Raw genomic sequence first — 24593 nt, 5'->3', positions numbered from 1 at the left:
CGGGCCTGTTGGGATGGCGGTGTGTAACCCACGGTTTTTTAGTTTCACGGTGACCTTCCTTAGTTTTTATTGCACGTGTTGAATCACTTCTGTTTCGAGTCCCCCGTTGCGAGGCTGCGCACTCAAGTTCAGAACTGCCAGTTCAGGCTTAAACCAACGCCCTGAATTTTATCCCGGCCACCCAATTGGCCGTTGTAGTCCAGGTTGACCCGCGTGGTTTTGCTCAACGCCAGGCTGGCCTGTACGCCCACCAGTGCGGCATCGCGCAGCAGCGGCGAACTCTGCACCGCAAACGACGGTCCACCGGCGACAAACGCCAGATGCTCTTCGGATTCAATGGCGCTCAGGCTGTGCTGCCAGCCCAACGAGCCGGAAAGGTCCAGTTGCTGCTGGTCATTAAGGTTGATGGTTTTCAAGGCACGCAGACCCAAGGTGCTCAGCACTGCATCACGACGATCACTGCCACGCTCCAGCGCCGCGGCATCGCCTTTTTCGTGGAGGCGATCACTGTCCAGATGCACATAGGCCAGATTGGCAAAAGGCTCCAGGGCCAGGGCTTGCAGGTTCAAGCGGTACGCGGCCTCAGTGAAGACCTGAACGCTACGGGCATCGACCTTGGCTTTTTGCTTGGCGCTGACTTCGCCGTATTGCAAGTCACGCTTGACGTCGCCGCGATGCCAGCTGTAGGCCGCGCCGGCACTCAGGCGCCAGTCACCCAGTTCATGCCCGGCATAGGCACCAAAGTGGTAACTGTCGATGGATGCCGAAGAGTGAGTGCCGCTGCCCATGCTCAGCGAGCTGTCGCTGTAGCCGGCCACCAGCCCCAGGCGGGTTTCCTCATCCAGCGCACCGTCCACACCCGCCAACATCCCGCCGATGGAACGGGTGTAGCCGGCGGTTTCGCGGCGGCTGTCAGCCTTGCCCCACGCGCCAAGGGCCTTGACCCAGACGTTGCTTTCGCCGGCGACCGGGGTATGGCGCAGGCGCTCGCCGACAGCATCGCGCAGGTGACGGCTGTCATTGATCAGCGTCGCGCCAATCGCCGGGTAGATTTCCCCGGACAACTGCTGGAACGCCTGTTGCGCCGAGGCCAGGGAGTCCGAACGCAGTACGCTTTCATACACGGGATTACCCGCACCCAGTTGTTCGGCAGCGGCCGCGACAGAGCGCTGGTTACGGGTGGCGCCGACGCTGGCAAAGCTGGCGTCGCTGCGGGCGATATCCAGTTGCACGGCATTGGCGGCGTAGTCGAGGGTGCCGCCAAGGAACAGGTAGTTGGGCAAGACCGCCCCGAACTGCCCCTCAATCCCGCCAGCAGCCTGGAGCATGTTGTACTGCCGACCAATCAGGCTTTGGGCCTCACTCTGGCTAAGCAGTGTCGGGCTGTTTTCCAGGGCGAGGGTGACGGTGCCGCCGCCCAACACGGCTTTGCCGCCCGCAACAATCTGGTCACTGTGGTTGGGTGTCAGTTCCACCGCATAGGTGGAGCCGGCTTGCAGCACAACATCGCCCGCCACCTGCAAGGTGCCCACCGAATTGCCCGGTGCGACGGTGCCGCCGTTTTTCACCAGCAACGCAGCAATACGGCCAGAACCACCGAGGGTACCGCTGTCATTGACCGTGACGGCGGACGTCAGCGAACCGTTGACCGCCAGCAAGCCGCCGTTGACGGTGGTCGCACCGCGATAGGTGTTATCCCCCGTCAAGACCAGGCTGCCAGCACCGGACTTGATCAGGCTGCCTTCATACACGCGCTGGGCCGCCGCAGCATCACGGGCCGTGCCGACGGCGTAGTCGGTCTGGTCCTGCTGGCTGGCCGTGGCACTTAGGCCGTTTTCCCAGCCCTTGTCCTGCAAGGTTTGCTGCCAGGCCGCGTGCTCGACGCTGTCTTCGGTTTGGCGCTGGATCAGCGCCTTGTCGGAGATGGCATTGCTCCACACATCGCCCTGCCCGGCGGCCAGGCTCACGTCCATCGGGCCGAGCAATTGCCCCGGCCCATGCATCGCCCTGCCCAGGTCCGGCACGCCCCAGCCAACCTTGCTGGTGGGTGCATCGGTGATCGAGCCATCCAGTTGCGTGGCGGTGGTCAGCAGCACCTGCAAGGCCTGCTCGTTGTTCATGTACGGGTAACGCTCCATCACCAACGCCAGGGCGCCGGTGGCATGAGGCGCCGACATCGACGTGCCGGACTTCACCCCGTAGCCGCCGTCGGGAATGGTGCTGTTGATCAGCGCGCCCGGCGTGGCAATACACCAGTATTTGGCGATGCCGCACTGGTTGTATTTCTGGTTATTGGCCTTGTCCAGGCCCGACACTGCCAGCCAGTGACCTTCCAGTTCAGGCTGAAAGTACGGCAAGGCCGAACGCACGCTGGCGTTGGCATAGCCGCTGTTGCCGGCGCTGAACACGTTGATCACTCCAGCCTTGGCCACATCGGCGGCGGCATCCAGCCAGGTGTTCTGGTTGTAGTGCTGGGCGTAGGCCGCATGCAGGTCGCCAAGGGTCTTGTAACTGACGTCCTTGGGTTGGCTGCCCCAGCTGTTGTTGATCGCCCGCACGCCGGCATCCACCATCGCGCTGTAGACCGCCTTGAAGTATTTCGGGTCTGGGGTCGGGCCAAACAGGAAACTGTCGTTGGCGTTGGTATTGCCGATGTAGATTTGCGCGTTGTATGCCACGCCGTGCATGCCCACGCCATCACGGGCAGCGCCCATGGTGCCGGTGACGTGGGTGCCATGGGAGTCGTTGTTGGGGTTAATCGCGCCAGTGACGCCACTGGCGGTGACCGGGTGAAAACGATCCTTCGACGCTTCGGGGTGGTTGGGATCGAAGCCCGAGTCCAGCGCGCCGATCTTTACGCCGCTGCCGCTGATGCCAGCGGCGTAGGCCTCATTGGCTTTCATGCGGTCCAGGCCCCAGTCGCTCTGGTATTCGCCAGAGCGCCAGCTGGCGGGGTCGCCACTTTGGCCGGTTTCGCTGTACAGCGCGTGGGCCGTGGCCGGCAGTACCGCGGTCAACAGCAGCAAGGAACCGGTGGTGAGTCGTGGATTAGTGCTCATGCAAAACTTCCTTTTATTGTTATTCGCCCCTACAAAAAAACTAACGGCCGAATGCCTCATCCACCTTGGCCAGGTCGGTATCGCGCAGGTTGCCGGCGTAGTAATGCAATTTGGTCCAGGCCATCAGGTAGTCGTAACGGGCCTGGGCCAGGTCGCGGCGGGTGCTGTAGAGCTGTTGCTCGGCATTAAGGGCATCGAGATTGACCCGCTCGCCGCCGAGGATGCTTTGCTTGGTCGAGACCACCAACGCCTCGGCCGATACCAGCGCCTTCTGGTAGGCGCGCAGCTTGCTCACCCCCGACAGGCAGGCGCTGAACTGGCGGCGCAGTTCAATCAGGGTTTCCCGGGTCTTGCCTTCCAGTTCGTACTCGGCCTGCTCCATGGCACGGCTGGCCTGGCGGGTGGACGCTGAAACGCCGCCACCGGCATACAGCGGCATGCTGATTTCGACACCAATGGTGTTGGTGTCGTAGCGCTGGTTGTAGGTGTTGCCGCTGTCGGATTCCTGCTGCCGGGAACTGGCATAGGCGGTGACGCGAGGTAAGTGCCCGGCGCGGTTGCGCTCCACTTCATAACGGGCCACTTCCAGGGATTGGCGCTGGGAGGCCAGGGTCGGGTTGTTGGTGATCGCCAGCTCATGCCAGGTGTCGTAATTGGCCGGGGCCAGGGTAAACGCGGCAAAGCCTTCGCTCAGCGGTGCAAGGTCGGTGATGTTGACGCTCTGCACGCCGATCAGCGCGCCAAGCTCGCGCAGCGAAGCGTCTTGCTCATCGAGGGCCTCGATCTCTTCGGCGGTGGCCAGCTCGTAACGCGATTCGGCCTCCAGAATGTCGGTGCGAGTGCCCTCGCCCTGCTTGAACAGGTGCTGGTTTTGCTGGAACTGTTGTTCAAACGCTTTCTTCTTCGCCCGGGCGATGTCGATCTGGTCCTGGGCAAACAGTGCCTGGGTGTAATAACTGAGCACCCGTACCAGCAACGCCTGGCTCTTGTCGCGAAAGCTCTCATCGGCAAACAGCGCCTGAGCCACGCCCTTGCGGTAGTTGGCATAGGCTTCGTAGTCGAACAACGGTTGTTGCAGGGTGAAGGTGGAGCCGAAGCTGTTGTAGTTGCGGTCGTCGTGATAATTGCCGCCACGCCCATCGGGCAAGGTGGCCTGGGAGTTATTGCGGCCCTTGTTGTAGTTGTAGGACAGCTTGGGCAACAGCCCGGCGCGGCCGATGGTGCGGTTTTCCAGGCCAGCGTCGCGCTCCTTGAGGGCGCCGAGGAATATTGGATCGTTGCGCAGCGCCTGTTCGTAAACATCAAACGGCCCCATCGCCGCCTGGGCGCTACTGCACGCGAGTAAAAGGACGAGGCACACAGGTTTCATGCTCATTGCTCGGTCAACGCTGAGCCGGCGCGATCCAGCAGCGGCTTGAACAGGTAGTTGAGCAACGAGCGCTCACCCGTACGCACAAACATCTCGGCCGGCATGCCCGGCTTGATCACCAGGCCGTGGAGTTTTTCCAGGGCATCGTCGCTGACCGTGGTGCGCAGTACGTAATACGGCGCACCGGTTTTTTCATCGAGCATCTGGTCGGCGGAAATCAGGCTCACCTCCCCCGGTACTCGGGGCGTGCGACTCTGGTTGAAAGCGGTGAAGAGAATGTCCACCGGCAGGTGCATGCCGACCTTGTCTACCAGATTGACCGGCAGATGCCCCTCCACTTCCAGACGCGTGCCCTGGGGCACGATTTCCAACAGGGTTTCACCGGCGCGCACCACCGCGCCTTCAGTGTGCACGCCAAGGTTGACCGCGATGCCATCGGCCGGGGCGTTGATTTCGCTGTGCTGCAAGTCGAAACCGGCGGAGGTCAGCTGTTGCTCCAGGGTCAGGCTGCGCAGCTGTGCGTCAGCCAGTTGGCTGCGGACTTCCTTTTGGTATTCCTCGCTGTGCTGCTGCAATTTCAGGCGAGATTCGAGAATGCCTTGTTCAACGCGACCGCTTTCCCCGGTGTTCTGCGCCAGGTCCTGTTGCACCTGGGACAGTTGGCGCTGGTACTCCATCAGCCGGTTGCGCGGGATGTAGCCGTTGTCGGCCAAGGGTTGCAGGTTGCTCAGTTGATCGCGCAGGGATTGCGCCTGGGCGCTCAGGTCACTGCGCGCGCGGCGCATGCCATTCAATTGCGCGGTGGCGCCTTCGATGTTGGCGCGAATGCCGGCCTGCTCACGGGCTAAGGCTTCGCGGCGGCTGCTGAACAGTTGGCGCTGGCCTTCAAGCACCAGGGCCAGGGCCGGATCGGGGCTGGCGCTCAGCTCGGCCGGAAAGGTGATGCCAGGCAGGCTGTCGCGCTCGCTCTGCCAACGGGCGACGCTGGCCCAGGCCATGCGGTACTGGGCTTGCAAGGAATGGACGTCGGCCTGGTTTTGCGTCTGGTCGAGGCGAAACAGCGGTTGGCCTTGTTTCACCACTTCGCCCTCGCGCACCAGTATCCGGCTGACCACACCGGGGCTGAGGGTTTGTACGGCCTTGCGTTTACCCGAGACCACCACCGTGCCCTGCACCGGAATGCCCTGATCCAGGGGCGCTAGGCTGGCCCAGAGAAAAAATCCGCCAGCGCCGACCACTGTCAACAGCCAGCCCAGGCGGGAGAAGAACCCTGCGCCGCGCTCGGGGTGGGTCTGTTCGTAGTCGTGGTTGATTTGGGTGCTGTTATCGATGCTCATGCGCCTGAAATCCCTGGCTTGATAAAAAACTACTGTCGGAGCGAGGGGGACGCCTAGTCCCTGCTCGCGAAAAACCTGCGGGCGCCGCGTTGAACCGGACTCCCCGCGTCATCGTTAACGACTATCGCGAGCAAGCTCGCTCCTACAGGTGACTTCGGCCTTTTCACGGGGCGGCTGACCGGACAACGCCCTGAGCACTTCCTGGCTGGGGCCGAACGCTTGCAAGCGGCCTTCGTTAAGCACCAGCAGCTTGTCGGCCTGGGCCAGGGCCGAGGAGCGATGGGTCACTAGGATCACGCTGCTGCCCTGGGCTTTCATCTGCATGATGGCGCTGGCCAGCGCCGCTTCACCGACGGTGTCGAGGTTGGAATTGGGCTCGTCGAGGACGATCAATCGCGGCCCGCCGTACAGCGCGCGAGCCAAGGCCACCCGTTGTTTCTGGCCACCGGACAGGCCACTGCCGTCGTCGCCCAATACGGTGTCGTAGCCTTGGGGTAAACGCAGGATCAGTTCGTGTACGCCGGCTTGTTGGGCGGCCCGCACCACCAGATCGGGGTCGGCTTCACGAAAGCGCGCGATGTTGTCGGCGATGCTGCCGCTGAACAGTTCGATGTCCTGGGGCAGATAACCGATGTGCGGGCCGAGGTCGTCGCGGTCCCAGCGATGGATATCGGCACCGTCCAGGCGCACGGTACCGGCCAGGGTTGGCCACACCCCGACCAGCACTCGCGCCAGAGTGGATTTGCCGGAGCCGGAGGCGCCCAGCACACCCAGCACTTCGCCAGCCGCCAGGCTGAAGTTGACTTGCTGCAAGGTCGCCACCCGCCGCCCCGGCGGGCCAGCGCTGACCTGTTCGAAGCTCACCTGGCCCTTGGGCGCCGGCAGCGCCATGTGTTCGGCGTGCGGGGGGAACTCTCGCAGCAGGCCGTCCAGGCGCTGATAGGCCAGCTTGGCCGAGCTCCACTGCTTCCACACCGCAATCAACTGGTCGATGGGGCTCAGCACCCGGCCCATCAGGATGGTGCCGGCAATCATCATCCCTGGCGTCATATCGCCCTTGATCACCAGCAGCGCGCCCAAACCCAGCACCAACGATTGCAGGCACAGGCGCAAGGACTTGCTCAGGGAACTGATCACCGAACCGGTGTCGCTGGCCTTGTTCTGCAAGCCAAGAAACCGCGAATGCACCTGGAACCAACGCTTGCGCAGCGCACTGAGCATGCCCATGGCCTGGATGGTCTCGGCGTTGTGCAGGTGACTGGTGGCCAGTTGGGTGGACTGCTGGGAGTAGCCGCTGGCCTCACTCAGTGGTTTTTTGGTCAGGTATTCGTTAAGGCACGCCAGGGCGATCAGCAACACCGCGCCGGCACTGGCCAGCACGCCGAGCCAGACGTTGAACAGGAAGATCACCAGCAGGTAGATCGGAAACCACGGCGCATCAAAAAAGGCGAACAGCGCCGGCCCCGTAATGAACTGGCGAATGTGGGTCAAATCCCCCAGGGATTGCCCGGCATGGCCCTCGCCCCGCTGCAGGTTGCGCTCGAAGGCGGCCTTGTACACCTGCAAGTTGAAGCGCCGTTCCAACTGGCTGCCGATGCGGATCACGATAAAGCTGCGCACCACTTCCAGCACGCCGATAAAGGCAAAGAAGCCCACCACCATCAGCGTCAACATCACCAGGGTGGTTTCGTTCTGCGACGACAGGACACGGTCGTAGACTTGCAGCATGTAGATGGACGGCACCAACATCAGCACATTGATCAGTGCCGTGAAGCAGCCGACGCTGATCAGGATGCTTTTATAATCGCCAAGCGCTTTGAACAGTGGTGCAACGGGAGTGGTCTTCGCCATGTTGCTTGATCTTCCCTGAGCTGAAATACGCACAATAGTTTGCCGGGCGCCCAACTAACGGACGGGCAAAATTTCAAAAACATGAACATCGTTAAAAGTGACAGGCGAGCGAATGCACTTGCATTAAATCACAACGCTTTATCAACCCAGGCCATGGGCTTATAGTTATAAGGATATAACCGATAACTTGCGCTATTAAGGTGCCCGCTTCAATACGAGTACGGTTCCTGACTTGGAACGGCCTTGATATTCGCCCTCTTTCTGGCGATTCAAATGGGTAATACCTGTGCCCTCGGCATTCATCAGCCAAATGCCATCGGGTGTCGGCGACCAACTCCGCAGGTTATCCCCCAGCCATTGTTCGGCGCAGGCTACGTCACCGCCTAGGGCGCTGGCGTTTTCAATCAAGTCCAGCGCGCAAACCTGCTCCTGCTGGTGTAACTCCCAGTGGCCGGCCAACTGCGCGGTGGTGGGTAAAACAAGACTGCTTGCCATTGCGTTGGCTCCTGCCGACACGAGCACTGCCTGTATGAACCAGGCGACTGCATTGCGATATATGTTCATCACCATTACCCGTTTGCGGGGCTGTTGCAAGGAGAGAGCAGCGCCTGAGCGCCGCTCCCCTTTACACATGTATCCTTACGCCTGAATCAAGCCACGACGTCGCTGAACGCTGCCTGGCCTACGGTGGTGACGAGGAAGTCCGCCACACCGTGCCCGGAAAAGTCCACGGCCAGCGTGCCCAGGTTGGTACCCGAGGTATAGCTGAGCACCGCGTCGCCGGCTGCACCAGTGAACGCGTTAACAAAGTGCAGGCCCGCGCCGTTGGTGATGCCGGTCAAGTCGATCTTGTCCGACCCCGAGGTGAAGTCGAGGATCTGATCGGCTGCGCCCGGCCTGGAATCAGAGCTGGCACCGAACACAAAGGTGTCCGAACCTGCGCCGCCCCACAGCTTGTCGGCACCTGCGCCGCCGTAGATCAGGTCGTTGCCGGCCCCACCCTTGAGGGTGTTGGCCGCTGCGTTGCCGATCAGCAGGTCATTGCCGGAACCGCCCTGGGCGTTTTCCACGGTCACGCCCTTGGCAATGGACACGTTACCCACCAGGCCGCCAACGTCGGAGAACGAGGTCTCATTGAGGTTGATTTTCTGGTTCTGGGTAAAGCCGGAGAAGTCCAGCGTGTCGTTGCCGCCACCGTCCCACACCGAGAACACCAGCTTGTCGGCATTCGAGGAAGCACTGAGGAAGTCACGCCCAGTGTTGGAGTTGAAGCCGTAGGTGGTGTCGCTGGCGCGGGTATTGAAGTTGGCGCCGTAGTGCTTCTGGATCGCGGCGATGTCGTCGATCAGCGGGCCGGACGCGTAGGCTTCCACACCGCCTTTGCTGAAGTTCTGATTGGTGTTGCTCTCGCTCCAGTAACTCATGAGGCTGTAGCCGCGAGTGTCCTGGCCGTAGGTGGCATCGTTGTAGGTTGGGTTGCCATTCCCGGCGTTGTAGTCACCAGGGTGGGCCAGACCCAGGGTGTGGCCGATCTCGTGGGTCAGCGTCTGGCGGCCATAGTTGTTCAGGCCTGGGGTCTTGTTCGGCGTGTAGCTGTTGTTGATCAGGTACCACGAGGTACCGTCATAACCGGTGCCGGTACCTGGCAGATAGGCAAAGGCTGCCGCACCGTCCTGGCCGCCGCTGTAATTGCCGAAGGTCATATGCCCGTCGCCGCCGCTGGCCTTCTCGGTGAAGTTGACGTTGGCCACGTCCGCCCAGGACTGCATGGCCAATACTGCCTGGCCTTTTTGCAGGGTGCTGAACTGGCTGAACCCGGAGATACCATGCTTGTTCATGGTGCTCGAAGAGGCCGAGGTGAGGAAGGTGTAGGTCAGGTCAATCTTGCTGTTACCGTCAAAATCCCGGTACGCAGCGCCATCTCGAAGCAGCTGGGTGGCTGCCTGGTCGACGGTGTAGGAAGGTTTGCCATTGACCGTGAGATTGCCGCCGCGGTCATACAAATGGCTGAAGCTATCGATTTGCGTATAAGCAGTACTTGCTTGGGCCGCCGATACAATAGCCTTGTCTTTAACTTTCGACATAAACGTACTTCCTTGTTTGCAACTGGAACAGTTTTTGTCCGACAGGACCCTCTCTGGCGAGATTGTCCTATCACTCGCCTCTTATGAAGGCGAAAGAAAACTGACACAATTGGAAATCGGTCGTCCAGCACTTTTTTTGTGACAAAAGTGCAATTGGCGAATAACTCCTGCAAACAATGGCCAAGGTGTCTTAATATTTATTTTGATTGGCCGTGAGAGGTCAAGCCCGATATTTAAATATTAAATACTACTAAAGCGTTATTTGTTGAGTAGCTCACACTTCTGACTATTTTTAATGGATCAAGTATATTGCCTGGGGTGCACTAGAAAAGTGTCACCGTGTCATTGGCAACATTAAAGAGCCACTACCTTTAACAAAATTGACAGTGCGTCCCCAATTACAGGGACAGCACAAAACCCTTTTTACCGAGCATGCCAGCCGGTAGTGCGCAACGCCTCAAGCAGCGTTTGCGCATCCAGCCCCGGCACCCGCACACCATCCTCGGTGGTCATGTCTTCCCCGGCCAGCATCGCATTGATGATCGCCTCTTCTACCGCCTCTGCCGCCGCGCTGAACAAGGGCGAAATGTGATCGTTATTGACCATGGCCAACGGCGTACTCAACGGCAAATCCTTGCGCCCATAATCCGCCGGCGGTAAATCCTGGTTGCCGGTAGCAAAGGCCAGGAACAGATCGCCACTGGAATCCTCGGTGCCGCCCCCGGTACGGGCGATGCCGATAGACGCTCGCTGTGCCAGGCGCTGGCACTGGTGCGGCAGCAACGGCGCATCGGTGGCCAGGATGACCACGATCGACCCCATTCCCGGTGTTCCACAGTCGGCAAACGGCGACGGGATCTCCAGCAAATACCGGCCCACCGGGTAGCCGTCGACGCGTAATTCCTGGCGTTTGCCATGGTTGGCCTGCACCAGCGCGCCGACAGTCCAGCCGCCCTGCTCCGTCGACAACTTGCGCGATGCCGTGCCGATCCCGCCCTTGAACTCATGACAAATCATCCCGGTGCCGCCACCTACCGCGCCCTCCTGCACCGGGCCTGGCTCGGCGTTGGCCAAGGCTTCGCGCACGTGCTGCGGGCCGATGTGCTGGCCCCAGATATCGTTGAGCAGGCCGTCGTAGGTTTCCATCACCACCGGCATGCACCAGTACACCGCAGGGTCGGCAAGTGTCTCTCGCTCCAGGGCAATCAGCGTGTCCCGCACAATGCCGATGCTATGGGTATTGGTGATCGCCAACGGCGTGGTCAGCAATCCCGACTCGCCAATCCACTCCAGCCCGGTGGCGTCGCCATTGCCGTTGAGCACGTGGTAGCCGGCAAAGCATGGCTGTTGCCGGGCCGCACCGGCTCTGGGCTGGATCACCGTGACGCCAGTACGGACCTGTTTGCCATTGACCTGGGTCTTGACTGTGCTGTGGCCGACCCGGACACCGGGAACGTCGGTAATGGCATTCAACTCACCGGGCGTGCCCAACCCCAGCTTGATACCCAATTGACGTGCGCGCATAACCACTCCTTACAGTTTCTGAAAAGCCGGACTCGACCGGCCACTGACACAATACAAAATCACCGACACCGCCAGCAGGCCGATGATGACCATGATGTCCCGAGTCGATGCCTCAAGGATCAGGTTGAACAATAGATAACCGGCACCCAATAGCGCCAGGATCGCCGGCACCGGCCACAGCGGCATGCGATAAGGATGCTCACGGATGACGAACACCGAACTGGCCGGGGTTACTGCGATGACCGTGTTGTCCCAAACGTAGCCTCGCTTAAGCTCGACAACTGCTACGGTAGACGGACCTGCGCGCTCGTAGCAGTTGTCGAGTTTAAGCGAGGCTACGTCCGGCCGCGCAGCGGTCGTAAAGTCTCAAAGCCACCGCACATCCCAAAGCGGATAATCGTGAACACGGCTCACCAACCTCGCCCGAACCGGATTGCAAACAACGTAGCGAGCAAAGTCCTTTAGATCTTCCTCCCTACGCATACCGCGGTCGTGATACCCCTTCTGCCAAAGCGCGCCTTTGCGGCCCAGAGCACGATTGACCGTCAAACTGCTGCGCGATTTTATTCGGCACATCAGTTCAGTCAATGTCCGGTCGTGAAGCTGGACCAGCCAGTGAAGATGATCAGGCATGACCACATAGGCCAATGAGTTTGCCCAGCCATCTTCGTGCGCCAGGCGGATTTGCCTGACAACCAGCCGCCCCAATTGCCAATCGCTGAAAATCGGCTCCCGTCGATGTACCACGACGGTCAACAGATACACGCCACCCACCTCTGACGCCCTTCCTGTACGCAATCGCCCAGCCTTGTTCAATACGGGCATTCCCTGCCTCCTGTTCAAATCGGGGAGGCAAGGAAGCTACAGGTTTCGACGCTTAAACAGAGGCACCGATGAACTACGAAATATTGCCAATCAACTCCCGGTACGAATCTTGTTCCAGGTGCGCGTGCGTATCCGGTCGATGTTCAGCGGCATCGCTTCCAGGGCAAACAATTTGCCCATCATCTCCTCGCTCGGATACACCTTGGTGTCACTCTTGATCGCCGGGTCCACCAGGCTGTCGGACGCCGCGTTGCCGTTAGCGTAATGCACGAAGTTGGTGATATCGGCCATCACTTGCGGGCGCAGCAGGTAGTTCATGAAGGCGTATCCGGCCTTCTCGTCCGGGGCGTCGGCAGGCATGGCGACCATGTCGAACCAGATGGCGGCGCCTTCCTTGGGAATGTTGTAGCCGATGTTCACGCCGTTCTTGGCTTCCTTGGCGCGGCTTTCGGCCTGCAGGACGTCTCCGGAGAAACCAACCACCACGCAGATGTCACCGTTGGCCAGGTCGCCGGTGTATTTCGAGGAGTGGAAGTAGGCGATGTAGGGCCGCACTTTCATCAGCAGCGCTTCGGCTTTCTTGTAGTCCTCGGGGTTCTTGCTGTGATGGGGCAAGCCCAGGTAGTTGAGGGCAATGGGCAGCAGTTCCGGGCCGTTGTCCAGGATCGCCACCCCGCACTTGCTGAGTTTTTCCATGTACTCAGGCTTGAAAATCAGATCCCAGGAATTCACTGGCGCGTCGTCCCCCAAGATCGCCTTGACCTTGTCGATGTTGTAGCCAATACCGGTGCTGCCCCACAGGTACGGGAAGCCATACTCGTTGCCCGGATCGTTGGTTTCCAGGGCCTTGAGCAGCACCGGATTGAGGTTCTTCCAGTTGGGCAATTGGCTCTTGTCGAGCTTCTTCAACGCCTTGCCCTGAATCTGACGGGCCATGAAGTGGTTGGACGGGAACACCACGTCGTAGCCGGAGTTACCGGTCATTAACTTGCCATCGAGGGTCTCGTTGCTGTCATACACGTCGTAGCTGAAGCCGATCCCGGTTTCTTTCTGGAAGTTCTTGGTGGTGTCCGGCGCGATATAGCTGGACCAGTTGTAGATCTTTACCGTCTCGGCGGCGTGACTGAGGGAGGCCACCAACAACAAGGGCAACAGGGCAATGGGTCTCATGGTTCGATTTCCTGGCGGTTATAGGGCTGTTTTTATGGCAGGCGATCAAAGATCAAAGGGTTACAGAATCAGCACGTAGGTTTTGCGCACGGTCTCAAAGATGTCCCAGATACCGGTGCTGTTGGCCGGCAACATCAGCGCATCGCCGGCTTGTATGTGCAGGGTTTCTCCGTTGTCCGGGGTAAAGGTGCAGCACCCCTGGATAAAATGGCAAAACTCCTGGGAAACAATCTGCCGACGCCAGCGTCCGGGGGTGCATTCCCAGATACCGGTTTCGACGCCGTCACTGCGCTCCATACTCAGGCTGGAAGCCACCGCCACCGGGGTGCCCAGGGGCACGGCGACAGGGGCGGAGTCCGGCAAGTGGGTACTCAAGGTGTCTTTGAATTGGGTGATGCTCATGGTCATACCTGTGGTGATTAAAACGGCTTAGTGCATGAACCCTTCCATGAACCCGGCGACGCTGCTGGCCAGCTTGCGCCGCCAGGGCGCGGTATTGGGGTTGGCCAAGGTCTGGTCTTCGTGGACAAAGCTGCGAATGATCGCGTTATAGCCCAGCCAGCGGCAGGGTTCGGGCTCCCAGGCCTTGAGGGCATTGAGGCCGCCTTGTTTGAGGACCCAGGGCTGATTGACCAGCGGCGTGTCGTGGCCCAGGATCAGGTCCGCTAGGGTGCGGCCGCCGAGGTTGCTGGCCCCTACCCCTTCGCCGCCGTAACCGCCGGACAAGGCGATGCCGGTCTGCTGATCGCAGAGCATGTGCGGCTTGAAACGCCGCGACATGCCCAGGTTGCCACCCCAGGCGTGGCTGATGTGCACCTTCTTGAGCTGGGGAAAGAGTTCGCCGAACAAGTAGCGGCGCAGCTCCACTTCACTGTCGGTAAGGTCGAAGTTGTGCCGCAACTTGCCGGCAAACTGATAACCGCCGCGGGCGCCGAATACCAGGCGGTTGTCGGCCGTGCGCTGGCCGTAGGTCACCTGGCGGCTGCTTTCGCCAAAGGCCTGGCCACGGTTCAGGCCAATTTCATCCCAGGTGCTGACCGGTAGCGGTTCGGTCGCGACAATCAGGCTTTGCACGGGCAGTTGATAGCGCCCCAATGGCGCCAGCGTGGTGGCATAACCCTCAACCGCCGGCACTATCCAGGAGCCGCGAACCTGAGCCTTGTCGGTACGCAGGCTACCGGACTGCCAATGGGTCACCGGGCTGTTTTCGTAGATCTGGACTCCCATGTGCTCGACGACCCGCGCCAACCCCCGCACCAGTTTGGCCGGTTGAATGGTCGCGACATGGGGCGCATAGATGCCGCCGTAGGGCTTGGCGATGCGAATCTGCTCGGCCAGTTGCTCAGGGCTCAGCCAGCGATAGTCGTCGTCGGTGAGGCCTTGCGCATGGAGCTTGCCCAGATACTGGCGCAAGCTGGTTTCCTGCTCGGGATAGCGCGCTGCGCAGTACAGCGCCCCGCCCTTGCGGTAGTCGCAGTCGATGCCTTCACGTTCGATCACCCGCGCCACTTCGTCGGGGATGCCATGCAGCAGGTCGAAAGAAGCGCGACGCTGCTCGGCGCTCAGGCCTGCGAGCAAGCGGTCTTCCCCCAGCAGATTGCCCATCAGCCAGCCGCCATTGCGGCCTGATGCACCGAAACCGGCGGTTTGCGCCTCGATGATGGCGATTTTCAGCTGCGGCGCCTGGCACTTGAGGTAATAGGCGGTCCACAGTCCGGTATAACCAGCGCCGATGATGGCCACGTCGACGTCCAGATCCTGCTCCAGGGACGGGCGTGCCACCAGCGGTTCTGCCAACTGGTCCATCCATAAACTGATATTGCGCCATGCCGGCATGCCGAACTCCACCACCAAACGTCGATGGCGTGATCCTAGTGCCTGATATCAGGGAGCGTCTTGCGCGCGTGCACGCAAAGAAATTTGCTTGACGTAGGCCTTGGGTGACAAGCCGGTGTGTTGGCGGAAACAGCTGTAGAAAGCCGACAGGGAATTGAAGCCGGCGGCAAAGGCCAACTCGTCGATACGAATCGGCGGTGTGGCTTTATCCAGGGCTGCCAGCAAATGCTGCAAACGCGCCTGGTTGACGTAGCGGTAAAAGCTCTGGCCCAGCACCTGGTTCAACAGATAGGAAATCTGGTTGCGGCTGTAGCCGCACTCCTTGGCCACCCGCTGCAGGTCCAGCTCGGGGTCGAGATAAGGTTGCTGGTGCTGGAAGTACTGCTGCAAATCGTTGGCCAGGTAGCTCAACTGTTGGGGCGATAAACCCAGGCGGCTGACTGTCGGGCGCATGGCCTGGTCGCGGGAACGACTGGTGGGCTGCTCATGCACCAGTGATGCATATTCATTGACCCGCCAGATCAAACCATCGCGCACAGTGATCGCTTCACTGGTGCGAAATGACACCAGGCCCTGGCCGCCACGCAAGGTCACGCGGTACTGAATAAACGCTGTGTCGCCGTCCACGCGGATGCGGTCACTGTGCTCAATGGCTTCGTCCGGGTCGCGGGGCATGCTCGCGTGCAAGTACTCGCGCAGCTCAGCGAACCCAACTACGTGGTTCTGGAAGAAGTCGTTGTATTGGATATCCGGGTGATAGTGCGCCATCACGCCATCCAGGTCTCGCCGCTTCCAGCACAGGTGATGACGCAGGACGATCTCGCCGGTGGCTTGCGTCTGTTGGTGGGTATCGTCCGGGACGGTGTCGGGCATACAACGCTCTAATGCAGGTAAAGCCTGGAGCTTGCCCAACTTTACAGGCGCCTTCAATGGCAAACAGGCGGTTCCGACTAATGGCCTTTTGCCTAATTTTTTGTGGAACATGACCTACGTCAAAATAATGGAAAACAACTGCCGAACGGGCACAAAAAACTGCCTCGGTGTTGCGAGTGAGTGCTATTTTTAACCCTTAATGGCCAGGACCATAGAAGGACCTGGCGCCCCTGTCGCGAGCTAAAGGAAGCGCTCAATGAACAAGGTGGGCAACATGAATAAAGTGACGTTCCCCAACGCCTGCCAACTGATGCGTTGGCATTTTCACCCACTGGGCTTTGAAGGGAGCATGGACGCCCAGGCAAGCATGATCGCCCGCCTGTTCAACCGGGAAAGCGGCGAAACCCTGATTGCCATCGCCGGCCTGCCCTGCGCCACGGTAATGAATGCGGCGGATGTCGAGCGCATCATCGAAGCGATCGAGGACGAGTTGGAGTCGTTTGTGCCGCCGGCGTCTCTGCGGGCCTGAACTCCACCGATATTTCAGGAGCGAGCAGGCTCGCTCCTATGCTTTTGATCCGCGCTGATCATCAAAAAACGGCTTGTCTCCAGCAACCCGATCCGATGCCTTAGGCACATTCGCCCCTTGGCCGTCCTGCCCCTCGATGTACCAATAGCAATGGCTCACCGCCCGGGTAATCCCGACATAGGCAAGGCGCAGCACCTCATCCTTTTGCGCGGAGTCATAGGCCTCCATATCACCATCCTTGCCCAAACCAGCCATGCGATAGACCTGGTTCTTGTAAGGTGAACGGGTCAAATGCTGGCAATCCCCCAACAGGAAAACCGCATCTGCCTGCAATCCCTTGGCGCTGTGATAGGTCAGTTGCTTAAGCCGCCGCGCCGCTGGCGGCAAGCTAGAATCAAGATTAACTACAGACTGAATATTCTCTTGAATCAACAGTTTATCGCTTCTTTTTCGATACAACATTAATACAGAATCGCCCTTCTGATAGTGCGCCGATAGCTGCCTTGCCAGGCTGGCATCATCCCGCTCACGCACCGTTACCGGCACCAGTGGCTTGGGCGCGCCGCTGGCCTTGGCCTTCTTGCCGCTAATGGCTGGCGCAGCTTTAACGATGTGCTCGGCGGCATCGATGATGTACTGATGGCTGCGGTAGTTTTCCCCCAGCATCACCCGCGTCGTACTGGGCGACGGGAATTCCTTGCTGAACTCCATGAAATACTTGGGCGAACTACCGCGCCAGCCATAGATCGACTGCCAGTCGTCCCCCACACACAACAACGAGGAGTGCTGGGCACCACGGCCGACGTGCATCGCCGGGCCGCGACTGCGAATTTCTCGCAGGCTGGCACGGACCCACGAGACGATCTGCGGCGAGACGTCCTGGAACTCGTCGATCATCAGGTGCGACATCGGCCGCAGCAGCCCGTCGCTGAGCAACTTGAGGTTTTCCGGGGTGTTTTCGCCAAACAGCGAGAACATCCGGTTATAGGTCATGACCGGCGGCGACTGGTCCAGCAGGTGGTCTTCCAGGGCTTTCCAGAAAACACTCAGGGCTTCGAAGAAGAAGCGATCCGGGTCGTCCTTGGCAAAGCTCATCTGGCCTACGGCGGTGGGCACATCCAGGCCCAGGTTCTCGATAAACCCGGCGGCGGTGACAAAGCTGTCCAGCAGCGGCGCCGATGCCAGTTCGCCCTTGACCTTGTAATCGAAGCCCGGCCCGGCAGTAGCATCCCCAGCAAGGCTGCTTAAAAGACGCTTTGAAGACTCATAGCTTTCAAGCCATATCAATGGTTTACGACAGAAAGCTTGAAACAGGGTGCGTTTTACCGCCCACTCCGCTCGCACCGACAACTTGGCGCCTGGACGGCTGATCTGGGCATTCTCCCGAGGATCGAAGCCCAGCACCACCCAGGCGTCCAACTCGGCAACGTAGCCATGGCAATGGAACCGCGCGCCGTTGATTTCAACCACTTGGCGATTCGGCTCAATACCCGTGATCGGCCAGGCGCCGGCCCTGAACCACAGGTCTTCAATCACATCGCACAGCTCTTCGTCGCGCTTGGCCGCCAGTTCCGTCACCGCCACGCGCTTTTGCACGTCGGGGTGGTCTCGCTCCAGTTCCTTGAGTTGCAGGGCATGGCGAGCCAGTGGTGCAATCAGCTCGCGAAAGCGCTCGTGTCGCCCATAAAGCCCGTGGTAGCAGGCGTTCAGCTGTTGACGCTGGGTGTCGTTGATGCGCAGTTCAAAGGGGTTGCTGTCAACCTCATCAAAACCCGCCTCTATGCGCGCATTGAGATTTTCAAACGCTTGCAGTCGCTCAAAGCCCGGCAGACTGCGAACCATCGGCAGGATGCGCGAGTGAAAGGTACGCACCACCGCTTGGGCCTCTTTGATTCCAATGGTTTGGCCCCAAAGGTTGAGAACTTCCATGAGTTTGCTGATGAAGTCCTTGCGTGACTCGCGGGTGAAGGTCACCACCGTCATTGAACTGAGCTCAAAGCCCAGGTAATGGGTCAACAGCAAGATACGCAACACCAGCGAGGTCGATTTACCCGCGCCAGCTCCGGCAATCACCGACGTGGACGGCGTATCGCTGAAAATCATCTTCCACTGGGCGAGGCTCGGCTGGGCGTGAGCTGGCAGCAATCGTGCAACGTCAGCCTTGATGCGTTTTTTCAGTTCCGCCGTCAGAGGCAGCCGCCAATCGTCGAACAGGCTGTCGTCGACGCCTGGAGCACGATGCTCGTCGGGCCGAAAGTCACGGATCAGCAAGACCTGCCGGCCTTCCTCGATGCCGTCAAGCTTACCTTCCTGATAGCCGTACTCCACGCCCGCCGTATGACCGCTGCGAAAGCCATCTGCCTGACCATGCAACCAGGAGAAGCGGTGCTGGGCGCGCAGGCGCGTCAGGCCGTGACCGAACAAGCGGGCGGCAAGGCGTTTCAACAGGGGCATTTCGGCCAGGGGCCGCAGTTCGGGAGGAAGATCGGGGGGGTGTTGCGGCACGCGGACTCCTGCGACGGCTTGATACGGACGGGAAGCCTATGGTCGCCGGAATCCGCTATCAGTTCTAGTCAATTGCTTTGTGCTCATGCAGTTAGGCGATGAAGTGAAGCTTCAGCCATAAGTCATCACCCGGTACAAACATCGAAATAACCGATCGAATTCAGGCATTTTTTACGCTTTTTATCGATTGCGAGTAGGTGGATGATTGCCGGTATCAACAGGAGACGATCATGCTTGAACTTCGACCTTTCAGCTCCCTGGGCGGCGCCAACCACGGTTGGCTCGATGCCCATCACCACTTTTCGTTCGCCGAGTACCATGACCCCGAGCGTATGCACTGGGGCAACCTGCGGGTGTGGAACGACGACATCATTGCCCCTGGCACCGGCTTCCCAAAACACCCGCACCGGGACATGGAAATCATCACCTACGTGCGTGAAGGCGCCATCAGCCACGAAGACAACCTGGGTAACCGCGGCCGCACCGAAGCCGGCGACGTGCAGGTAATGAGTGCCGGCACCGGCATCGCCCACAGCGAATACAACCAGGAAGCCACGCCCACCAAAATATTCCAGATCTGGATCATCCCCAATGAGGCTGGCTCCCCGCCGTCCTGGGGTGCCAAGCCGTTTCCAAAGGGAAATCGCGAAGGATTTGTGACCTTGGCCAGCGGCAAGGCCGGCGACAATGAAAGCCTGCGTATTCGTGCCGACGCTCGCCTGGTGGCGGCCAACCTGAAAGCCGGGGAAAGTGCCGAGTACCGGCTGGACAGCGGGCGCCGGGCGTATTTGGTGCCGGCTAGCGGGGTAATTGAAGTCAATGGCTTGCGTGCACACGCTCGGGACGGTATCGCGGTTGAGGACGAGCAGGTGCTGCGGGTGACGGCGGTGGAGGACAGCGAGATTGTGTTGGTGGATCTGGCCTGATAGCCCCCTAGAACGCTATCAGCAACCTTAAGAGCGGTGTAAATACCCATGCATATCACGGGTAAGCCCGGAACAGTCGCCGCAGGAATAGGTTATAGGTAAGATATCGGCCTTTCGCGCAGCCCTTTTCTGCGCCTCGCCGAAAATAAGTCGCCTCCATGCCTTTCGAACTCAGCGTTGACCTCACCACCCTGGCCATTCTGGTCGTTGTTGCTTTTGTCGCCGGCTTTATTGATGCCATTGCCGGGGGTGGCGGTCTGTTAACCACCCCCGCACTGCTCACTGCAGGCATGCCACCCCATATGGTGCTGGGCACCAACAAGCTGAGTTCGACCTTCGGCTCGGCCACCGCCAGCTTCACCTTCTACCGCCGCAAGCTATTTCATCCACGCCAGTGGGTACACGCCATCGTCGGCACTTTGATCGGCGCCTTGGTTGGGGCCGTCGTTGCCCACTACCTGCCGGCCGAATGGCTGAACAAGATGTTGCCGGTGATCGTCTTCGGCTGCGGCGTGTACCTGTTGTTCGGCGGCACACCCAAGGCGCCGCTGGACGCTGATGCGCCGATCAAGAAGAAATGGCAGTCGACCCAGGGCTTTGGCCTGGGGTTCTACGATGGTGTGGCCGGGCCGGGTACGGGCGCATTCTGGACCGTCAGCACCCTGCTGATGTATCCCGTTGATCTGGTGAAGGCCAGCGGCGTGGCCCGCAGCATGAACTTCGTCAGTAACGCGGCGGCCTTGTCGGTGTTTATCTTCAACGGCTCGGTGGACTGGGTTGTCGGCTTGAGCATGGGCTTTTCGGTGATGGTGGGCGCGTTCTTTGGCGCCCGCAGTGCCATCAGCGGCGGCGCCAAATTCATTCGCCCGGTGTTTATCACCGTGGTCCTGGGCCTTACCGTGCGCCTAGCCTGGCAGCACTGGTTCAGCGTGGCCTAAACGCTGGGCCAGGTAGAGGTCGATCAGGTAGCGGGCAATCGAGCGGGATGCTGGCAACGGTGGCAGTTCGCGGATATTGAACCATTGCGCGTCCTCGATCTCATCGGCCTGAGGCACGATATCGCCACCCGCGTATTCGGCGTGAAACCCCAGCATCATCGAGTGCGGGAACGGCCAACACTGGCTGCCCACGTACTGGATATTCTTTACCTCTACCTGCACCTCTTCGCGCACTTCGCGGATCAAGCAGTCTTCGGCGGATTCCCCAGGCTCGGCGAACCCGGCCAGGGTGCTGTAGACGCCCGTGACGAAGCGCGGCGAACGGGCCAGCAGGATCTCGTCACCACGGGTCACCAATACGATCATGCTCGGCGAAATACGCGGGTAACTGCGCAGGTCGCAAGCCTGGCAATACATCGCCCGCTCACGTGGAACCTGGAGCATGGCCTGGCCGCAACTGCCGCAGAAGCGATGTTCACGGGCCCAGGTGCCGATTTGCGCGGCATAACCCAGGACTTTGTACAGGGTGTGATCGCCTTGCAGCATGAAGGCGCGCAAGCCCTGCCAACTGCAGCCCTGCACATCGCTGGGGCTGTTGAGTTCCAGCAGGTACACAGGTTCGCCGTTCAGATGACCGATGCCGTGTTCGGCAAACACTGACAAGTCCTGGCGCTTGAGCCATTCCCTGGGGAACAGCGGCCCGTTGTCATCGCGCAGGAAGCCCTCGCGACTACGGGCTACGGCCCAGCCGCCAGGCGTGTCATTGTCCAGCAACGTTGTGGTAATCCAGCCTGGGGTCATGTTCAGTCAATCCACGAATTCGGGTTTCTGCTTGCTCATATGGGCCGCGATGGCCACGCGCAGGTCGTTCGATTGCAGCATAGCTGCGTTCCAGGTGGCAACGTATTCCAGGCCGTCATTGATGGTGTGATCACGCATATAGCTGATCATCGCCTTGGTGCCGGTCACGGCAATCGGCGATTTGGCGGCGATTTCCCGAGCAATGTCCATCACCCCGGCCAGCAGGCTCTGTTGATCGCTGTAGGTGCGATTGACCAGGCCAATACTGCGCGCTTCTTCGGCGCCGAAGGTGCGGCCGGTGTAGGCCAGTTCACGAAGCATGCCGTCGCCGATAATCCGAGGCAGACGTTGCAGGGTGCCAACGTCGGCGGCCATGCCGATGTCGATTTCCTTGATGGAAAATTGCGCATCGTCGGCGGCGTAGCGCATATCGCAGGCGCTGATCAGATCGATGGCACCGCCAATGCAGTAGCCCTGAATCGCTGCCAGTACCGGCTTGCGGCAGTTGTCGACAGCGTTGAACGAGGCTTGCAGTTGCAGGATCTTGCGCCGCAGCAGGCGCGCGTTGCGGCCGACGTCCTTGCCAAACTCATTGGCCACCGAGGCCAGCATCATCAGGTCGATACCGGAGGAAAAATGCTTGCCCGCACCGCTGAGCACCACCACGCGCACGGCGTCGGTGTCTTCGACCCATTGGAAAATGTCGATGATTTCGGTCCAGAACGCCGCGTTCATGGCGTTGATCTTCTCCGGACGGTTGATCTGCACATGGGCGATGTTGTCGTTGAGTTCGACAACAAAGGCTTGGTATTCGGACATGGCAGTGATCCTTGACTGGCGGCTGAGATAAGGGCCGAACTATAACAAGGCTGTGTGGTGGGGGGTAAGGCTGTGCATCGGCCAAAAGCGGGACTACACAGTGGGTAACCACAACCTGAACCGCGCTCCGCCCAACGGCGATGCCTGGGCCTGCAACGTCCCACCCTGCGCTTCCAGTGCCCGCCTGCTGATTGCCAGCCCCAGCCCAAAACCACCGGTTGCACGGTCACGGCTTCGATCCAACCGGTAAAACGGTTCGAAAATTCGTTCGCGTTGATCTTCGGGAATACCTATGCCGTCGTCATCCACCCAGATTTCACAGCCCTTGGGACACACCTTGACCCCCACCTGAATTCGCTGATCGCAATAGCGCATGGCATTACGCAGCAGGTTTTGCAGGGCGCGGGCGGTGAGGCGCGGGTCGAGGGTGAAGCGTTCCACAGCGCAATCGAGCGCCACATCAATGACGATCTCGGGGTTTTCCAGTTCATCGTCGACGCTGCCCAGGATGCTGTCGATAAACTCGTCGAGCACCACCTCCACCTGCTCCGGCAGTTGTGCCGGGTTTTGCAGGCGGCTGTAGGAAAGCAATTCCAGCACCAGTTCATCCAGTTCACGGATGTGTGCCACCAGGCCCTGCAAACGCTCGCGATTGGGGGCCGGCAAGTCATCGGAGAGCGCCAGGGCCAGGCCGAAGTCCAGGCGGGTGAGCGGTGTGCGCAGTTCGTGGGAGACCGCGTTGAGCAAGTCACGCTGCTGGTTGAGCAGGTGTTCGATGTCGCTGGCCATGGTATCGAACACGGCGGCCAGGCTGCCGATATTGGAACTGGGGGGGATCTGCGTGCGTTCACCGAGGTTGCCCTTGCCCAGTTGCGCCGCCGTTGTTTTCAGCCGCTCCAGGTCTCGCCAGTGCGGACGCAGCCAGAACAGCAGGCAGGCCAGCAATGCTGCGCCGATCAATACGTTCATGGTCCAGTACAACAGGTTCATGTCCAGCGGGTCCGGCGGGATGGTCAGTTTGACCGCCAACTGCTGGTTGAGCGGCGAGCTGATCTGCTCCATCCAGCCCCACTCCCCCAGGCGGATGACCGGTTTGCCTTGCTCCAGTAACAGTTCTTCGGCCGGGGTATAGCTGGCGTCCTGGCGGTGCAGCAACTGCACTTTCAACGGCGCGAAATCGCGCCCCAGCTGTTCGGTAACATCGGACCAGTGCTCTACCGACACGGCGTGGTACTGCCTGACGATGAGGCTTTGCAAGCCCCGGGACTGCTCGATGTTGTAGCTCATGTAGCGGGTGTGGAAGACCTCGATGATGCCTTTTGGAATCAAGTAGATCGCCGCACTATAGGTGATGATGGTCAGCAGGTAGAGGCGGATCAGAACCCGGAGCATCGTGTCAGCATTCCCACTCGGAGCGGCTGAACAGATAGCCCTTGCCCCATACGGTTTTGATCTTGCGCGCTTCGCCGGCATGGTCGTCGAACTTGCGCCGCAGTTTGGAGATCGCCACGTCCACCGAGCGGTCGGTACCGTTGAACTCGATGCCCCGCAGGCGTTGCAGGATCTGGTCGCGACTGAGTACTTCACCGGCGTGACGGGCCAGGACTACCAGCAGGTTGTATTCGCCGCTGGACAACTCCACGGCCTGATCGCGCCAGATGACCGAACGCTCGGACAGGTCGATGCACAGGTTGCCCATCAGGATCTGGTCATTGGCAACCTGGGGCTCAGTGAGGCTGCTGCGGCGCAGCAGGGTGCGCACGCGGGCCAGCAACACCCGCGGCTCGCAGGGTTTGGTCACGTAGTCGTCGGCGCCCATTTCCAGGCCCAGGACCTGGTCGTGGCTGTCGTCGCGGGCGGTGAGCATCAGAATCGGCAAGCTCGCCGAGTCGGCCCGCAACAGGCGGCAGACTTGCAGGCCATCCAGGCCCGGCAGCATCAGGTCGAGGATCACCAGGTCCGGCGGATTGAGCCTGGCGCGCTCACGCACGTGGTCGCCACGGCTGATGACGCTTACGTGATAGCCATTGCGTTCCAGGTAACTGGCAATCAGCTCGGAGAGTGCAGCGTCATCTTCGACCAGGAGGATGTTGGGCATTGAAGGTGTTTCCAGAGATTACGGTTTCTGTAGGCGCTGGCTTGCCTGC

20 protein-coding genes and 1 pseudogene are annotated in these 24593 nt (G+C 60.2%); 3 read left to right on the top strand and 18 right to left on the bottom strand.

The genetic code is table 11. The features are described from left to right. Window positions 1-128: 128 nt before the first annotated feature. The 13 genes and pseudogenes from eprS to ACZRKZ_RS05540 form a co-directional block, all read right to left on the bottom strand. The gene (gene eprS / locus ACZRKZ_RS05600; RefSeq protein WP_463980971.1) at window positions 129-3059 is read right to left on the bottom strand and encodes an autotransporter serine peptidase EprS; all 2931 of its coding nucleotides are present in this window, start codon (window positions 3057-3059) and stop codon (window positions 129-131) included. A 40-nt stretch (window positions 3060-3099) separates the two neighbouring features. Next, window positions 3100-4428, bottom strand: coding sequence for a TolC family outer membrane protein (locus ACZRKZ_RS05595; RefSeq protein WP_463970034.1), 1329 nt, complete (start codon window positions 4426-4428; stop codon window positions 3100-3102). 2 nt (window positions 4429-4430) lie between these two features. Next, complete coding sequence (locus tag ACZRKZ_RS05590) at window positions 4431-5765, bottom strand: HlyD family type I secretion periplasmic adaptor subunit (protein WP_463980970.1); 1335 nt, start codon at window positions 5763-5765, stop codon at window positions 4431-4433. Between the two features lie 114 nt (window positions 5766-5879). Further along, a complete protein-coding gene (locus ACZRKZ_RS05585; protein ID WP_463980969.1) occupies window positions 5880-7616 on the bottom strand; it encodes a type I secretion system permease/ATPase in 1737 nt (578 codons plus the stop codon). 195 nt (window positions 7617-7811) lie between these two features. After that, on the bottom strand, window positions 7812-8180 hold the full coding sequence (locus ACZRKZ_RS05580; RefSeq protein WP_178114523.1) for an AprI/Inh family metalloprotease inhibitor: 369 nt from the start codon (window positions 8178-8180) through the stop codon (window positions 7812-7814). Between the two features lie 86 nt (window positions 8181-8266). Continuing rightward, complete coding sequence (locus ACZRKZ_RS05575) at window positions 8267-9700, bottom strand: serralysin family metalloprotease (RefSeq protein WP_463980968.1); 1434 nt, start codon at window positions 9698-9700, stop codon at window positions 8267-8269. Window positions 9701-10123: 423 nt separating this feature from the next. Further along, a complete protein-coding gene (locus tag ACZRKZ_RS05570) occupies window positions 10124-11224 on the bottom strand; it encodes a DmpA family aminopeptidase (RefSeq protein WP_463980967.1) in 1101 nt (366 codons plus the stop codon). 9 nt (window positions 11225-11233) lie between these two features. After that, window positions 11234-11428, bottom strand: a pseudogene (locus ACZRKZ_RS05565) (APC family permease); the annotation flags it as partial. A gap of 162 nt (window positions 11429-11590) precedes the next feature. Beyond that, entirely contained in the window at window positions 11591-12049 is a 459-nt protein-coding gene (locus ACZRKZ_RS05560; RefSeq protein WP_463980966.1) for an REP-associated tyrosine transposase, read from the bottom strand. 90 nt (window positions 12050-12139) lie between these two features. Then, on the bottom strand, window positions 12140-13219 hold the full coding sequence (locus ACZRKZ_RS05555) for a polyamine ABC transporter substrate-binding protein (RefSeq protein ID WP_463980965.1): 1080 nt from the start codon (window positions 13217-13219) through the stop codon (window positions 12140-12142). 60 nt (window positions 13220-13279) lie between these two features. Next, on the bottom strand, window positions 13280-13621 hold the full coding sequence (locus tag ACZRKZ_RS05550) for a cupin domain-containing protein (protein WP_463980964.1): 342 nt from the start codon (window positions 13619-13621) through the stop codon (window positions 13280-13282). A 27-nt stretch (window positions 13622-13648) separates the two neighbouring features. Then, window positions 13649-15055: an NAD(P)/FAD-dependent oxidoreductase gene (locus ACZRKZ_RS05545; RefSeq protein WP_463980963.1), complete on the bottom strand. Its 1407-nt coding sequence runs from the start codon at window positions 15053-15055 to the stop codon at window positions 13649-13651. 48 nt (window positions 15056-15103) lie between these two features. Next, window positions 15104-15928 (bottom strand): helix-turn-helix domain-containing protein, encoded by an 825-nt coding sequence (locus ACZRKZ_RS05540; RefSeq protein ID WP_463980962.1) that lies wholly within the window; start codon window positions 15926-15928, stop codon window positions 15104-15106. A gap of 256 nt (window positions 15929-16184) precedes the next feature. Between ACZRKZ_RS05540 and ACZRKZ_RS05535 the strand changes: the two genes are divergently transcribed. Then, window positions 16185-16457, top strand: a complete 273-nt coding sequence (locus ACZRKZ_RS05535; RefSeq protein WP_463970026.1) for a DUF1652 domain-containing protein — start codon at window positions 16185-16187, stop codon at window positions 16455-16457. 36 nt (window positions 16458-16493) lie between these two features. Here ACZRKZ_RS05535 and ACZRKZ_RS05530 read toward each other — a convergent pair whose 3' ends face one another. Then, window positions 16494-18962, bottom strand: coding sequence for a UvrD-helicase domain-containing protein (locus ACZRKZ_RS05530; protein ID WP_463980961.1), 2469 nt, complete (start codon window positions 18960-18962; stop codon window positions 16494-16496). Between the two features lie 230 nt (window positions 18963-19192). Between ACZRKZ_RS05530 and ACZRKZ_RS05525 the strand changes: the two genes are divergently transcribed. Both ACZRKZ_RS05525 and ACZRKZ_RS05520 read left to right on the top strand, forming a co-directional pair. Further along, window positions 19193-19888: a pirin family protein gene (locus ACZRKZ_RS05525; RefSeq protein ID WP_463980960.1), complete on the top strand. Its 696-nt coding sequence runs from the start codon at window positions 19193-19195 to the stop codon at window positions 19886-19888. A gap of 158 nt (window positions 19889-20046) precedes the next feature. Beyond that, on the top strand, window positions 20047-20826 hold the full coding sequence (locus ACZRKZ_RS05520; protein ID WP_149414213.1) for a TSUP family transporter: 780 nt from the start codon (window positions 20047-20049) through the stop codon (window positions 20824-20826). Here ACZRKZ_RS05520 and nudC read toward each other — a convergent pair. The 4 genes from nudC to ACZRKZ_RS05500 form a co-directional block, all read right to left on the bottom strand. Beyond that, window positions 20794-21627: an NAD(+) diphosphatase gene (gene nudC, locus ACZRKZ_RS05515; protein WP_463980959.1), complete on the bottom strand. Its 834-nt coding sequence runs from the start codon at window positions 21625-21627 to the stop codon at window positions 20794-20796. The genes ACZRKZ_RS05520 and nudC overlap by 33 nt on opposite strands. Before the next feature lie 6 nt (window positions 21628-21633). Beyond that, complete coding sequence (locus tag ACZRKZ_RS05510) at window positions 21634-22446, bottom strand: crotonase/enoyl-CoA hydratase family protein (protein WP_463970022.1); 813 nt, start codon at window positions 22444-22446, stop codon at window positions 21634-21636. Window positions 22447-22539: 93 nt separating this feature from the next. Further along, window positions 22540-23838, bottom strand: coding sequence for an ATP-binding protein (locus tag ACZRKZ_RS05505; protein WP_463980958.1), 1299 nt, complete (start codon window positions 23836-23838; stop codon window positions 22540-22542). Window positions 23839-23842: 4 nt separating this feature from the next. Beyond that, window positions 23843-24544 (bottom strand): response regulator, encoded by a 702-nt coding sequence (locus tag ACZRKZ_RS05500; protein ID WP_463970020.1) that lies wholly within the window; start codon window positions 24542-24544, stop codon window positions 23843-23845. Between the last annotated feature and the right edge of the window lie 49 nt (window positions 24545-24593).

Source organism: Pseudomonas sp. c313 (assembly GCF_055407145.1).
Note: the sequence above shows the minus strand (reverse complement) of the source record. Positions and strands in the feature narration are given on the sequence as shown.

Coding starts and splice junctions, on each gene's coding strand:
- ACZRKZ_RS05510 (WP_463970022.1), bottom strand. CDS start 22,446: ATGTCCGAATACCAAGCCTTTGTTGTCGAACTCAACGACAACATCGCC.
- ACZRKZ_RS05560 (WP_463980966.1), bottom strand. CDS start 12,049: ATGCCCGTATTGAACAAGGCTGGGCGATTGCGTACAGGAAGGGCGTCA.
- ACZRKZ_RS05590 (WP_463980970.1), bottom strand. CDS start 5,765: ATGAGCATCGATAACAGCACCCAAATCAACCACGACTACGAACAGACC.
- ACZRKZ_RS05525 (WP_463980960.1), top strand. CDS start 19,193: ATGCTTGAACTTCGACCTTTCAGCTCCCTGGGCGGCGCCAACCACGGT.
- ACZRKZ_RS05550 (WP_463980964.1), bottom strand. CDS start 13,621: ATGAGCATCACCCAATTCAAAGACACCTTGAGTACCCACTTGCCGGAC.
- ACZRKZ_RS05505 (WP_463980958.1), bottom strand. CDS start 23,838: ATGCTCCGGGTTCTGATCCGCCTCTACCTGCTGACCATCATCACCTAT.
- ACZRKZ_RS05500 (WP_463970020.1), bottom strand. CDS start 24,544: ATGCCCAACATCCTCCTGGTCGAAGATGACGCTGCACTCTCCGAGCTG.
- ACZRKZ_RS05540 (WP_463980962.1), bottom strand. CDS start 15,928: ATGCCCGACACCGTCCCGGACGATACCCACCAACAGACGCAAGCCACC.
- ACZRKZ_RS05555 (WP_463980965.1), bottom strand. CDS start 13,219: ATGAGACCCATTGCCCTGTTGCCCTTGTTGTTGGTGGCCTCCCTCAGT.
- ACZRKZ_RS05585 (WP_463980969.1), bottom strand. CDS start 7,616: ATGGCGAAGACCACTCCCGTTGCACCACTGTTCAAAGCGCTTGGCGAT.
- ACZRKZ_RS05575 (WP_463980968.1), bottom strand. CDS start 9,700: ATGTCGAAAGTTAAAGACAAGGCTATTGTATCGGCGGCCCAAGCAAGT.
- ACZRKZ_RS05535 (WP_463970026.1), top strand. CDS start 16,185: ATGAACAAGGTGGGCAACATGAATAAAGTGACGTTCCCCAACGCCTGC.
- ACZRKZ_RS05570 (WP_463980967.1), bottom strand. CDS start 11,224: ATGCGCGCACGTCAATTGGGTATCAAGCTGGGGTTGGGCACGCCCGGT.
- ACZRKZ_RS05595 (WP_463970034.1), bottom strand. CDS start 4,428: ATGAAACCTGTGTGCCTCGTCCTTTTACTCGCGTGCAGTAGCGCCCAG.
- ACZRKZ_RS05545 (WP_463980963.1), bottom strand. CDS start 15,055: ATGCCGGCATGGCGCAATATCAGTTTATGGATGGACCAGTTGGCAGAA.
- nudC (WP_463980959.1), bottom strand. CDS start 21,627: ATGACCCCAGGCTGGATTACCACAACGTTGCTGGACAATGACACGCCT.
- eprS (WP_463980971.1), bottom strand. CDS start 3,059: ATGAGCACTAATCCACGACTCACCACCGGTTCCTTGCTGCTGTTGACC.
- ACZRKZ_RS05580 (WP_178114523.1), bottom strand. CDS start 8,180: ATGAACATATATCGCAATGCAGTCGCCTGGTTCATACAGGCAGTGCTC.
- ACZRKZ_RS05520 (WP_149414213.1), top strand. CDS start 20,047: ATGCCTTTCGAACTCAGCGTTGACCTCACCACCCTGGCCATTCTGGTC.